Origin of the sequence: Pseudomonas indica NBRC 103045 (assembly GCF_002091635.1) — a bacterium.
In the GTDB taxonomy this organism is placed as follows: Bacteria; Pseudomonadota; Gammaproteobacteria; order Pseudomonadales; family Pseudomonadaceae; genus Pseudomonas_M; species Pseudomonas_M indica.
The window spans coordinates 209018-220982 of the sequence record NZ_BDAC01000007.1 but is presented as its reverse complement, the minus strand read 5'-3'; the positions used below and the strand labels follow the sequence as shown (position 1 = coordinate 220982).

General features: G+C 63.3%; 12 protein-coding genes. 3 read left to right on the top strand and 9 right to left on the bottom strand.

Annotation, left to right across the window (positions count from 1 at the left end; all coding sequences use genetic code 11):
* The first annotated feature begins 5 nt into the window (after positions 1–5).
* Complete coding sequence (locus PIN01S_RS11170; protein ID WP_084335738.1) at positions 6–770, top strand: M15 family metallopeptidase; 765 nt, start codon at positions 6–8, stop codon at positions 768–770.
* 63 nt (positions 771–833) lie between these two features.
* Positions 834–1658, top strand: a complete 825-nt coding sequence (locus PIN01S_RS11165) for a peptidoglycan DD-metalloendopeptidase family protein (protein ID WP_084335737.1) — start codon at positions 834–836, stop codon at positions 1656–1658.
* On the opposite strand, the gene PIN01S_RS26750 is transcribed toward PIN01S_RS11165, so the two are convergent.
* Positions 1648–1818: a hypothetical protein gene (locus PIN01S_RS26750; RefSeq protein WP_169715822.1), complete on the bottom strand. Its 171-nt coding sequence runs from the start codon at positions 1816–1818 to the stop codon at positions 1648–1650. The genes PIN01S_RS11165 and PIN01S_RS26750 overlap by 11 nt on opposite strands.
* Before the next feature lie 138 nt (positions 1819–1956).
* Here PIN01S_RS26750 and leuA point away from each other — a divergent pair, with 138 nt between their 5' ends.
* Positions 1957–3627, top strand: a complete 1671-nt coding sequence (leuA, locus tag PIN01S_RS11155; protein WP_084335735.1) for a 2-isopropylmalate synthase — start codon at positions 1957–1959, stop codon at positions 3625–3627.
* A 55-nt stretch (positions 3628–3682) separates the two neighbouring features.
* Here the strand turns inward: leuA and PIN01S_RS11150 are convergent, their stop codons facing one another.
* The 8 genes from PIN01S_RS11150 to ispG form a co-directional block, all read right to left on the bottom strand.
* A complete protein-coding gene (locus tag PIN01S_RS11150; protein ID WP_084335734.1) occupies positions 3683–4135 on the bottom strand; it encodes a hypothetical protein in 453 nt (150 codons plus the stop codon).
* A 10-nt stretch (positions 4136–4145) separates the two neighbouring features.
* A complete protein-coding gene (locus PIN01S_RS11145) occupies positions 4146–4937 on the bottom strand; it encodes an amidohydrolase (protein ID WP_084335733.1) in 792 nt (263 codons plus the stop codon).
* Positions 4925–6073, bottom strand: a complete 1149-nt coding sequence (locus PIN01S_RS11140) for a pyridoxal phosphate-dependent aminotransferase (protein WP_084335732.1) — start codon at positions 6071–6073, stop codon at positions 4925–4927. Before PIN01S_RS11140 ends, PIN01S_RS11145 begins: the two co-directional genes overlap by 13 nt.
* A 77-nt stretch (positions 6074–6150) precedes the next feature.
* Positions 6151–7629, bottom strand: a complete 1479-nt coding sequence (gene der, locus PIN01S_RS11135) for a ribosome biogenesis GTPase Der (protein ID WP_084335731.1) — start codon at positions 7627–7629, stop codon at positions 6151–6153.
* A gap of 103 nt (positions 7630–7732) precedes the next feature.
* Entirely contained in the window at positions 7733–8884 is a 1152-nt protein-coding gene (bamB, locus tag PIN01S_RS11130) for an outer membrane protein assembly factor BamB (RefSeq protein ID WP_084335730.1), read from the bottom strand.
* Positions 8877–9521, bottom strand: a complete 645-nt coding sequence (locus PIN01S_RS11125) for a YfgM family protein (RefSeq protein ID WP_170837219.1) — start codon at positions 9519–9521, stop codon at positions 8877–8879. Before PIN01S_RS11125 ends, bamB begins: the two co-directional genes overlap by 8 nt.
* Positions 9522–9546: 25 nt before the next feature.
* Entirely contained in the window at positions 9547–10833 is a 1287-nt protein-coding gene (hisS, locus tag PIN01S_RS11120; RefSeq protein WP_084335728.1) for a histidine--tRNA ligase, read from the bottom strand.
* Positions 10834–10850: 17 nt separating this feature from the next.
* Positions 10851–11963, bottom strand: a complete 1113-nt coding sequence (ispG, locus tag PIN01S_RS11115; protein ID WP_084335727.1) for a flavodoxin-dependent (E)-4-hydroxy-3-methylbut-2-enyl-diphosphate synthase — start codon at positions 11961–11963, stop codon at positions 10851–10853.
* Between the last annotated feature and the right edge of the window lie 2 nt (positions 11964–11965).

The window sequence follows — 11965 nt, the reverse complement described above, 5'->3', positions numbered from 1 at the left end:
AGCTCATGCTCAACCTCGAACGCCCCATCCCACCCCAGACCGATCCCGACTGGGATGCCATCGCCGCCATTCCCATCGCCGGATGTGGCGAACCCATGATGGCCTTCGGTCTGGCGCAGAATTTCCTGGTCTATCCGGCCTACTACAAACAGGGCATCCGCAACGCCCTGCCGGAATGCCACGGACGCACCGGCGTGTTCGAACGCCTGCTCACCGCAGCAAGCCTACTGCCGGAAGGCGTGCGTCTGGTCGTACTGGATGCCTGGCGGCCTTTCGCCGTGCAGCAATACCTTTACGAAAGCCTGCTGGATGCCGTTACCGCACGCTATCCGCAGCTCGACGACAGGCGCCGGCAGCAGTTGACCCGCCAGTTCGTCTCGCCGCCCGACAACAGCCGCAATGCCCCCAGCCCCCATCTCACCGGCGGTGCCGTGGACGTCACTCTCTGCGACCGCCACGGCCGCTGGCTGGACATGGGTACCGGCTTCGACGAAGCCAGCCCGCGTTCGTCCACCACCGCCTTCGAGCAACTGGAACAGCCCACCGCCGAGCAGGAGCAGGTGCGCCGCCATCGACGCTGGCTCCACAACGCCATGATCGAGGCCGGCTTCAGCAACCTGCCCAGCGAGTGGTGGCACTACGATTTCGGCGATCAGCTGTGGGCGTGGCACAGCGGAGCGCAGGCAGCGCTTTACGGTCCCACCCAGGTCCACAGCCTGGAAAGCCTCTGGCACCGGCAACTGGCCGAGCAGACCATCGATCCCACGTGAACGCTTTCCCCTCGGGCGCGTTTCCGCCAGCATAGGCGCCCCGCTTTCGATCCGAGCCCGACTATGCCGCGCCTGCCGTTCTGCTTCCTCGCCCTGCTCCTTGCTTTTCCTGTCCATGCCGAGGGCTTCATCACCCGGCTACTGAACAAGCCGGTGCCCGGTGGCGTGGCGGTAGTCGATCTCGGCCAGGGCGAACAGGCACCCCAGGCCCGCTACCAGGGCAAGCCGGTATTGGTGGTGAAGGAAGACGGTGCTCGGTGGATCGCTATCGTCGGCATTCCGCTCACGGTCAAACCCGGCGACCAGTATGTCGAGAGTGGCGGCCAACGCGTGCCCTTCGTCGTCGCCGGCAAGCACTACCGCGAACAGCGCATCACCCTGAAGAATCAGGAACAGGTCAGCCCCAGCCCGACCAATCTGAAACGCATCGAGCGCGAACTGGCGGAGCAGACCCGCGCCTACCAGCAATTCAGTCCGCGCCAGCCGAGCAACCTGCTGTTCGACAAACCCGTCGGCGGGCCGCTATCCAGCCCCTTCGGCCTGCGCCGCTTCTTCAACGATCAGGAGCGCAACCCGCATTCCGGACTGGACTTCGCCGTCCCGGCCGGTACGCCGGTCAAGGCACCGGCGGCGGGCCGGGTGATTCTGGTGGGCGACTATTTCTTCAATGGCAAGACCGTGTTCGTCGACCATGGCCAGGGCTTGATCAGCATGTTCTGCCACCTGTCCCGGATCGACGTCACCGTTGGCCAGGAACTGCCCCGCGGCGGCGTGCTGGGCCGGGTCGGCGCTACTGGCCGGGCCACGGGGCCGCACCTGCATTGGAATGTCAGCCTCAACGACGCCCGCGTGGACCCGGCGATATTCATCGGTGCGTTCAAGCCCTGACCGAATATGCAAACGCGCGTTGAATGACCGCCGCAATCGACCATCCGCAGAGGTGGAACTTTCGAAAATAAATAGCGAGAAATCGCTCAATCCGGTGGTTTCTACCAATTTTCAAAAGAAGCTTGCCATCCACCGCCAAGCTTCTTAAGGTCAGCAGCATGAATATTTCCCATACCCTCATCCTGCTTCGCCAACACGCCTGCCTGCGCCTGGTCAGCCCGCGACTGCGTGGCTGAAATCCTCCCCGAACGCACACCGTTGGCCCGGCCTCCCATGGCCACGACACAAGGATTTCGCCATGCCCATGCTCAAAGACCCGTCGAAGAAATACCGCGCTTTCGCCCCCATCGACCTGCCGGACCGCACCTGGCCGTCGAAGACCATCACCGAGGTGCCGATCTGGTGCAGCTCCGACCTGCGCGATGGCAACCAGTCGCTGATCGAGCCGATGGATGCGGAGAAGAAGATGCGCTTCTTCAAGACTCTGGTTCAGGTCGGCATCAAGCAGATCGAGGTGGGTTTCCCCTCGGCCTCGCAAACCGATTTCGACTTTGTTCGCACCCTGATCGAAGACGGCCATATTCCCGACGACACCACCATCCAAGTCCTGACCCAGGCCCGCGAAGACCTGATCACCCGGACCTTCGAGTCGCTCGTCGGGGCGAAGAAAGCCATCGTCCACGTCTACAACGCAACGGCCCCCTCGTTTCGCCGCATCGTCTTCAACCAGGACAAGGCCGGCGTGGTGAACATCGCGGTGAACGCCGCGCGCATCATCAAGGAACTAGCCGCCCGCCAGCCGGAGACCCAGTGGACCTTCCAGTATTCACCGGAAATCTTCACCTCCACCGAGCTGGAATTCGCCGTGGAGGTCTGCGACGCGGTGCTGGACGTGTGGCAACCGACGCCGGACAACAAGGCCATCCTCAACCTGCCGGCCACGGTCGAAGTGGCCACGCCGAACGTCTATGCCGACCAGATCGAGTGGTTCTGCCGCCATATCAGCCGTCGCAATTCGGTCATCATCAGCCTGCATACCCATAACGATCGTGGCACCGGCGTGGCCGCCAGCGAACTGGGCCTGATGGCCGGCGCCGACCGCGTCGAAGGCTGCCTGTTCGGCAATGGCGAGCGCACCGGCAACGTCGACCTGGTGAACCTGGCGCTGAACCTCTACACCCAGGGCATCCATCCAGGGCTCGACTTCTCCGACATCGATGCAGTGCGCAAAGTGGTCGAGGAATGCAACCAGATTCCGGTGCATCCGCGTCATCCCTACGTGGGCGATCTGGTACATACCGCGTTTTCCGGCTCGCACCAGGACGCTATCCGCAAAGGCTTCGCCCAGCAGCAGGAAGATGCGCTCTGGGAGGTCCCCTACCTGCCCATCGACCCGGCCGATATCGGTCGTAGCTACGAGGCCGTGATCCGGGTGAACAGCCAGTCCGGCAAGGGTGGCATCACCTACCTGCTGGAGCAGGAGTACGGCATCAGCCTGCCGCGCCGCCTGCAGATCGAGTTCAGCCAAGTGGTGCAGAAGGAAACCGACCGCCTGGGCCTGGAAATGACTGCCCAACAGATCCACACCCTGCTGGACACCGAATACCTGCAAGCTAACGCGCCCTATGCGCTGAAGGGTCATCGTCTGCAGGAAGAAAACGGCACCAGCGCCGTGGACGTGGAGGTTCAGGTCAACGGCGAAACCCAGCACTGGCGCGGCATCGGCAAGGGCCCACTGGAAGCCTTGGTGGCCGGCCTGCCGGTTTCCGTGGAAATCATGGACTACTCCGAACACGCCATCGGCGCCGGCACCAACGCCAAGGCAGCGGCCTACATTGAACTGCGCGTCAACGGCGGCCGGGCTCTGCACGGTATCGGCATCGACGAAAACCTGACCACCGCCAGCTTCCGCGCACTGTTCAGCGCCCTGAACCGGGCGCTGCGCCAGGAACAGGTGCAAGCAGCCTGATCCTCCGGGCGCAAAGAAAAAGCCGGGTTTTCACCCGGTTTTTTTATGTCCGACCTCAGCCTTCCATCAGCAGCATGACCAGCGGCACGGCGGCCACCAGCAACGCCATCAGGAAAAGCAAGCCAATTCCCACCGCTCGCCAATTGGAGAAGAACAAGCCACCCACCGCCCGATGGGTATTCACGTCTTTCTCCATCAACTGTTTGGCATAGAAGTACATGCCAGCCACCTGGATGGCCGTGATCGGTGTGGCCGGCATCGAGTCCGGCAGGAAAAAGCTGAGCGCCAACAGCGCGACAAAGACACCCACGCCCATCGCCCAAGCCTGGGTGGTCTCGGCGGAACGCCCCAGTTGCTTGAGGTTCTGGACGATGAAGTAAGCCCCTGCGATGGGGGTGCCGAAGAACGTCCCCAATGCCACGGCGCCCAGACTGTAGAGCTTGCCATCGGTTGTCGCCGTGCTGGTCAGGTCGGCCGAAGGGGTACGGAAGGGATTCTCTGCGTCCATGCGCGTGTCCTCAGGTTAACTCGAAAATGTCGGCATCCAAGTACGCCGGAAAACGTTCCCGGTAGGCAGCCAGTCCAGCAGCCTCCAGGCGGACCGCGAATACCCCGTCACGGTCACCGGTATCCAGCAGGATTTCGCCCTGGTAATCCAGCACTTGGCTGTCGCCGCTGTAGGGATGGCCTTTGCCGTCGATGCCTATTCGGTTCACCGCTGCAACGAAGCACAGGTTCTCGATGGCCCGCGCCGGCAGCAGTCGATTCCAGTGGTGACGGCGCGCGGCCGGCCAGTTGGCAGTGTAGAGCAGCAGGTCGGTGTCGTGCGGGTCATAGCTCCAGACCGGGAAGCGCAGGTCGTAGCAGACCAGCGGACGCACCCGCCAGCCGTTACATTCCATCTCCACCTGCCGCTCGCCGGCAGTGTAGTGCTTGTGCTCCCCGGCCATACGGAACAGATGACGCTTGTCGTAATGCAGCATCTCGCCATCCGGACGCGCCCAGAGCAGGCGATTGCGATGGCTGCCGTCGCTGGCCTGGACGATCAGGCTGCCGGCGATCGTCGCATTCAGCCGTGCCGCCTGTTGCAGGAGCCAAGCGCTGGTCGGCCCCTGCTCCGGCTCGGCGAGCCGCTCGGACTCCATGGAAAAACCGGTGCTGAACATCTCCGGCAGCACGATGAGATCGGCACCACGCGCCTGCTCCAAGAGAAGCTCGAGCTTCGCACGGTTCGCTGCCGGGTCCTGCCAGACCAGATCGGTCTGCACCAGGGCCAGATTCAGATCGGGCAACTCGTTCAGATTGCGCATAGTTTCTCCGCTGCCTGTCCGAGGGTTTCCTCACGCTTGGCAAAACAGAAGCGCACCAGGCGCAGGTCCTTCGGCGGAGCCTGGTAGAACACCGACACCGGGATGGCGGCGACCCCATGCTCACGAGTCAGCCATTCAGCCATCGCCAGATCGTCGAGGTCCGGCCGTATTTCGGAATAATCGACCAGTTGGAAATAGGTACCGGCAGCTCGGGTGAAGCGGAAGCGCGAGCCAGCCAGCAGGTCGCAGAACAGGTCACGTTTGCTTTGGTAGAACGCCGGCAGCTCGGCGATATGTTCGGGGTGCTCCAGCATGAAGTCGGCCAGCGCCCACTGCAGCGGCGTCACGCCGCAAAAACTGACGTACTGGTGCACCTTGCGCAACTCGGCCGTCAGGGCCGGGGGCGCCACCACGTAACCGGTCTTCCAGCCAGTGACATGGTAGGTCTTGCCGAAAGAGCTGACCACGAAAGCACGTTGATAGAGCTCGGCATGAGCCAGGACGCTGGCATGCCGCTGGCCATCGAACACCAAGTGCTCGTAGACCTCGTCGCTGACCAGATAGATATCGCGGTCACGGATGAACTCGGCCAGCCGGTCCAGCGCCTCGCGGGAAATCAACGCGCCGCTGGGGTTGTGCGGGCTGTTCAGGATCACCATGCGCGTGCGCGGGTTGAGCGCATCGCTGAAACGCTGCCAGTCGATGTCGAACGTCGGCAACGCCAGCGGAACATGCACGCAGCGACCGCCGGCCAGCTCCACCGAGGGCTCGTAACTGTCGTAGCAGGGATCGAAGACGATGACTTCGTCGCCAGGGCGGATCACTGCCTGGATCGCGCAGAAAATCGCCTGGGTCGCGCCGGGTGTGATGGTGATTTCGCTGTCGGCGCTGACCGTCTGGCCATAGCAGAGCGCGATCTTCGCCGCGACCTGCTCGCGCAAGGCCGGTAGTCCGGTCATCGGCGCGTATTGATTATGACCTGCGGCAATATGCCGGCCGACCGCCTCGCGCAAGGCGGCGGGGCCATCGAAATCGGGAAAACCCTGGGACAGGTTCAGCGCGCCGGTTTCCGCAGCGAGCTGGGACATCCGGGTAAAGATGGTGGTGCCGACGTTCGGCAGTTTGCTTTCGATCATGGGCTTCAACAGGCAGCGGGCTGAGTCGGGGCGACAAGCTTATCCCCTGGCGCCTGCCGCCTGAAGACCGCCCGCCGCTATTTCCTCTTGTCCTTGCGCTTCTTCTCTTGCTTCTTGTGGTGGCTCATCAGCCGGCGCTTCTTGTTCACCTGACGGTCGGTGAGGGTGTTCTTCTTGCCTTCGTAGGGGTTTTCACCGCCCTTGTACTCGATGCGGATCGGCGTACCGACCAACCGGAGAACCCGTCGATAGGTATTTTCCAGGTAGCGCGTATAGGACTTCGGTACGGCCTCGACCTGGTTGCCGTGAATCACGATCAGCGGCGGGTTGGCGCCACCCAGGTGGGCATAGCGCAGCTTAATGCGCCGACCGTTGACCAGCGGCGGCTGGTGTTCCTGCACTGCATCTTCGAGGATCTGGGTAAGGCGGCTGGTGGGCCAGCGGGTGATTGCCGACTTGAACGCGGCCTGCACCGACTTGTACAGATGCCCGACGCCCGTGCCGTGCAAGGCCGAGATGAAGTGGATGTCGGCGAAATCGACGAAGAACAGCCGGCGCTCCAGCTCGGTCTTCACGTAGTCGCGCTGGCCGGGCTCCATGCCATCCCATTTGTTCAGCGCAATGACCAGTGCCCGGCCGGTCTCCAGAACGAAGCCGAGCAGGTTGAGGTCGTGCTCGACCACACCTTCGCGAGCATCCATGACGAAGACCACCACGTTGGCGTCCTGGATGGCCTGGAGCGTCTTCACCACCGAGAACTTTTCCACGGCCTCGAAGATCTTGCCGCGACGGCGCACGCCGGCGGTGTCGATCAGCGTGTACTTTTCCTCGTCGCGCTCGAAGGGAATGTAGATGCTGTCGCGGGTCGTGCCGGCTTGGTCGTAGACGATCACCCGCTCCTCGCCGAGCATGCGGTTGACCAACGTGGACTTGCCGACGTTGGGCCGCCCGATGATGGCAATCTTGATGCCGTCCTTCTCGCTCGGGCCCGGAATGCGCTTGGCTTCCTCGCCTTCCGCGACATCCTCAGCCGCAGCCTCTTCGATCTCTTCCGCATCGGCGTCCTTGGGAAATTCGCCAAGGGCCGCCTGCAGCAGAGCGCTGATGCCTCGCCCATGGGCCGCGGCGATAGGCAAGGCGTCGCCGAGTGCCAGGGGACTGAACTCGGCCCGGGCGAGGTCTGGATCGACGTTGTCGACCTTGTTCGCCACCAGGAAGGTGCGCTTGTTCTTGCGGCGTAGATGCTCGCCGATCATCTGGTCGGCGGCGGAAAGGCCGGCGCGGGCGTCCACCAGGAACAGTACCGCATCGGCTTCCTCGATGGCCTGCAGGGACTGCTCGGCCATCTTCGCGTCGATGCCCTCTTCGTCGCCGGAAATACCACCGGTGTCGATGACGATGAAGGTACGCCCCTGCCAGCGCGCCTCGCCGTACTGGCGATCGCGGGTCAGGCCGGAAAGATCGCCAACGATGGCATCGCGGGACTTGGTCAGGCGGTTGAACAATGTCGACTTGCCGACGTTCGGGCGGCCCACCAGGGCGATTACGGGAACCATAAGGCTCTCACCTGCTTATTTCAGAAAACACAACGGCCGCTGCAAGGGCAGCGGCCGGACGTTCGGTGACCCGCATGAGGCGAGTCGCGGTGGCAAGACGGGCTCAGCGAATGGTCAGGCCGACCAGCTCGCCCCCGTTGCCATAGGCATACAGCCATTCGCCAACCACCAGCGGGCGTGCACGTAGGCCGTCGCTGTCGATACGAGTGCGCCCGACGAAGCGGCCATCCACCTGACTCAGCAGATGCAGGTAACCTTCCAGATCGCCGACCGCCACGTAGCTGGAGAACACTTCCGGTGCCGACAGTTGGCGGCGAGCCAGTTGATCGTTGCTCCAGAGCGCCGACGAGGAACGCTCGTCGATACCCTCGACGGTACCGCTGGCCTGGCTGACGTAGACGCTGCCGAAGCCCTGCGCCACGCCGACATAGCTGGAGGCCTCGCGCTGCCAGAGCACCCGGCCGCTTTCCACATCCAGACCTGCGACGCGGCCCTGGTAGGTCACGACATACAGGGTGCCGCCGGACAGCAGCAAGCCGCCGTCGATATCCACCACGCGATCCAGCTCGGAACGGCCGGAAGGCACGGCTACGCGTTGCTCCCAGACCGGCAGGCCACGTTGGGTATCCAACGCGATCACCTTGCCGGTGGAAAGACCGGCGATGGCCAGGCGGTTGGTCACGATGGGGGCACCGGTACCGCGAAGCGTCAGTACCGCCGGAGTGCTTTCGTAGATCCAGCGCTGGTTGCCGGTATCGGCATCGAGAGCGATCAGACGGTCGTCCTGAGTCTGCACGATGACCACGTCGCCGTTGGTCGCCGGCGGGGCCAGCACCTCGCTGGTCACACGGGCACGCCATTTCTCTTCGCCGTTGCTGGTATCCAGGGCGATCACCTCACCCTTCAGCGTACCCAGCAGGACCATCCCGTAGCCGGCACCCACGGCACCGGATACCGGCAACTCCAGGTCTTCCTTCCAGATCACCTTGCCGCTGAAACGGTCCAGCGCCATGACCACGCCTTCGACATCGGCCGCATAGATCACATCGCCATCGACCGCCGGCACCAGCATGTTGAAGGTTTCGCCCTGGCCGTCACCGATCAAGCGGCTCCATTCCTTCTTCAGTTGCACTTCTTCTTCGAACTTGGGCAGCTCGGCCGGCGGCAGTTCCTTCTTGCTGTTGCTGCTGCAACCCACCACCACGGCGGCCAGGGTCAGCACTACGGCATATTTCCAACGCTTCACGTCAGGCATCCCCTTTGGCCAGGTCGTCGAGCTTCATTTGCAGGCTGCCCACCGCCGCGTCGTCGGAGAGCGCAGCCTTGGCCTTCTCGTAGGCGGCATGGGCTTCGTCGGTACGGCCGAGCTGGACCAGCAGGTCGCCACGGATTTCTTCACGGCTCGCCAGGTAGGCCTTGTCGGCATCGCCTTCGAGCAGCTTGAGCGCCTCTTCGGCCTTGCCCTGGGCCGCCAGCACCCGGGCCAGTCGTTGGCGCGCCAGCTCGCTGAGGGTGGCATCGGCCGGCTTGTCGACAATGGCACGCAGCTCAGCGGCGGCATCGTCCAGCTTGCCCGCTTCGACCGCCACCTTGGCGACGAAGAGGCTGCCGTACTGGGCGTACTGAGTGCCGGCATAATCGCTCTTGAGCTTGCCGGCCAGTTCGCTGACCTTGCCCGCATCCGGCTGGCCGCTAGGTGTCAGGGCCGTTTCCAGCAATTGCTGGTACAGCATGGAAGCCCCCTGCGCCTGGTTGGTCTGGTATTTCTGCCAGCCCTGCCAGCCGAACACCGCCACCAGCGCCAGCGCGCCACCAGTCAACAGGGGCATGCCGTTGCGCTGCCACCATTCCTTGATCAGCGCCAGTTGTTCTTCTTCGGTACGCGAGGTCACCCCAATGCTCCTATCCGTCTGATACTCAAGCCTGCATGCAGGCAGCCAGGTGCTCGGCAAGAGCATTCCAGGCAATGTTCTGTTGTTCGCCGTCGGTACGCAGCGGTTTGCACCCTACCACGCGATTGGCCAGTTCGTCGTCGCCCAGAATCAGCGCATATGACGCACCGCTCTTGTCGGCCTTCTTGAATTGGCTCTTGAAGCTGCCGCCGCCGGCATTGACCAGCAGACGCAGCCCTGGAAGGGCATCGCGCAGGCGCTCCGCCAGCGCCAGGGCAGCCAGTTCGGCGGGCTCACCGAAGGCACAGAGGTAGGCGTGGGCCGGGCTGTTCAGCTCCGCCGGCACCAGCTCCAGGGTCTCCAGCAGCAGAACCAGGCGCTCGACGCCCATGGCGAAACCGACGCCAGGGGTCGGCTTCCCGCCGAACTGGGAGACCAGGCCGTCGTAGCGGCCGCCGGCACAGACGGTGCCCTGGGCACCGAGCTTGTCGGTCACCCACTCGAACACGGTACGGCCGTAGTAATCCAGGCCGCGGACCAGCTTCTGGTTGATCTCGTAGCGAATGCCGACCGCATCGAGGCGGGCCTTGAGCCCTTCGAAATGCGCGCGCGACTCCTCGTCCAGGTAGTCATGCAGCGTCGGCGCGTCGGCGAGGAGCGACTGGGTCTGGGCATTCTTGCTGTCGAGAATACGCAGAGGATTGGTAGTCAGGCGGCGCTGGCTGTCCTCGTCGAGCTGGTCGAAACGCTCGCGCAGATAAGCCACCAGTGCGTCCCGGTAGGTCGCACGGGCTTCGCTGGAGCCCAGGCTGTTGAGCTGCAGGGTGACGGAATCGGCCAGACCGAGCTTCTTCCACAGACGCCAGGTCAGCACGATCAGCTCGGCATCGATATCCGGCCCCGGCTGGTTGAAGACTTCCACGCCGATCTGGTGGAACTGGCGATAGCGGCCTTTCTGCGGTTTTTCGTAACGGAACATCGGGCCGGCGTACCAGAGCTTCTGGACCTGGCCACCACCAGTCAGGCCGTGCTCGAGTACCGCCCGCACACAACCGGCCGTGCCTTCGGGACGCAGGGTCAGGGACTCTTCGTTGCGGTCGAGGAAGGTGTACATCTCCTTATCGACCACATCGGTGCCCTCGCCGATCCCACGGGCGAACAGCTCGGTGAATTCGAGGATCGGCAGGCGGATTTCCTTGTAGCCGTAGCCATCCAGCAACTGTGCGAAGGTGTTCTCGAGGTAGCGCCAAACCGGAGTCTGCTCCGGCAGGATGTCGTTCATGCCACGGATGGCTTGCAGCGTTTTGCTCACGAATGATCCTTAGGAAATTAACCGCGCGCGATCAGGGTCGCGTCGGCCTCGGCCTTTTCGGCCGCCTTCCGGCGGATCAGCTTTTCCAGCTCGTCCACCAGATTGTCGTTGGTCAGTTTCTGTGCGGGCTTGCCGTCGATGTAGATCAGATTGTTGGGCGTACCGCCGGTCAGGCCGATATGCGCTTCCTTCGCTTCGCCGGGGCCGTTCACCACGCAGCCGATCACCGCCACATCCAGCGGAACCAGGAGGTCGTCGAGACGCCCTTCCAGCTCGTTCATGGTTTTCACCACGTCGAAGTTCTGCCGCGAACAGCTCGGACAGGCGATGAAGTTGATGCCACGGGAACGCAAGTGCAGCGATTTGAGAATGTCGAAGCCGACCTTGATCTCTTCGACCGGATCGGCGGCAAGGGATATGCGGATGGTATCGCCGATCCCCTCGGCCAGCAGCATACCCAGGCCCACTGCCGACTTGACGGTACCGGAGCGCAAGCCGCCGGCTTCCGTGATGCCCAGGTGCAGGGGCTGCTCGATCTGCTTGGCGAGCAGACGGTAGGCTTCCACCGCCATGAACACGTCTGAGGCCTTCACGCTGACCTTGAAGTCCTGGAAGTCCAGGCGATCCAGGTGCTCGACATGGCGAAGTGCGGATTCCACCAGCGCTGCCGGCGTGGGTTCGCCGTACTTCTTCTGCAGGTCCTTCTCCAGCGAACCGGCGTTGACGCCGATGCGGATCGGAATGCCCTTGTCGCGGGCGGCATCGACCACGGCCCGGACGCGGTCTTCGCGACCGATATTGCCCGGGTTGATACGCAGGCAATCGACGCCTAGCTCGGCGACCCGCAAGGCGATGGTGTAATCGAAGTGAATGTCCGCCACCAGCGGAACCTGCACCTGCTGTTTGATCTTGCCGAAGGCCTCGGCAGCATCCATGTCCGGTACCGAAACGCGAACGATATCCGCGCCGGCATCTTCCAGACGACGAATCTGGGCTACCGTGGCGGCGACATCGCAGGTGTCGGTATTGGTCATGCTCTGTACGGAGATGGGCGCATCGCCACCCACGGGCACGGAACCGACCCAGATCTTGCGCGACTGGCGTCGTTTGATGGGAGATTCGCAATGCACGG

Excerpts from the sequence above, each read along its gene's own strand:
- PIN01S_RS11165 (WP_084335737.1), top strand. The coding sequence starts at position 834 with ATGCCGCGCCTGCCGTTCTGCTTCCTCGCCCTGCTCCTTGCTTTTCCT.
- der (WP_084335731.1), bottom strand. The coding sequence starts at position 7,629 with ATGGTTCCCGTAATCGCCCTGGTGGGCCGCCCGAACGTCGGCAAGTCG.
- PIN01S_RS11140 (WP_084335732.1), bottom strand. The coding sequence starts at position 6,073 with ATGATCGAAAGCAAACTGCCGAACGTCGGCACCACCATCTTTACCCGG.
- leuA (WP_084335735.1), top strand. The coding sequence starts at position 1,957 with ATGCCCATGCTCAAAGACCCGTCGAAGAAATACCGCGCTTTCGCCCCC.
- PIN01S_RS11170 (WP_084335738.1), top strand. The coding sequence starts at position 6 with ATGCTCAACCTCGAACGCCCCATCCCACCCCAGACCGATCCCGACTGG.
- PIN01S_RS11150 (WP_084335734.1), bottom strand. The coding sequence starts at position 4,135 with ATGGACGCAGAGAATCCCTTCCGTACCCCTTCGGCCGACCTGACCAGC.
- PIN01S_RS11145 (WP_084335733.1), bottom strand. The coding sequence starts at position 4,937 with ATGCGCAATCTGAACGAGTTGCCCGATCTGAATCTGGCCCTGGTGCAG.
- PIN01S_RS26750 (WP_169715822.1), bottom strand. The coding sequence starts at position 1,818 with ATGCTGCTGACCTTAAGAAGCTTGGCGGTGGATGGCAAGCTTCTTTTG.
- bamB (WP_084335730.1), bottom strand. The coding sequence starts at position 8,884 with ATGCCTGACGTGAAGCGTTGGAAATATGCCGTAGTGCTGACCCTGGCC.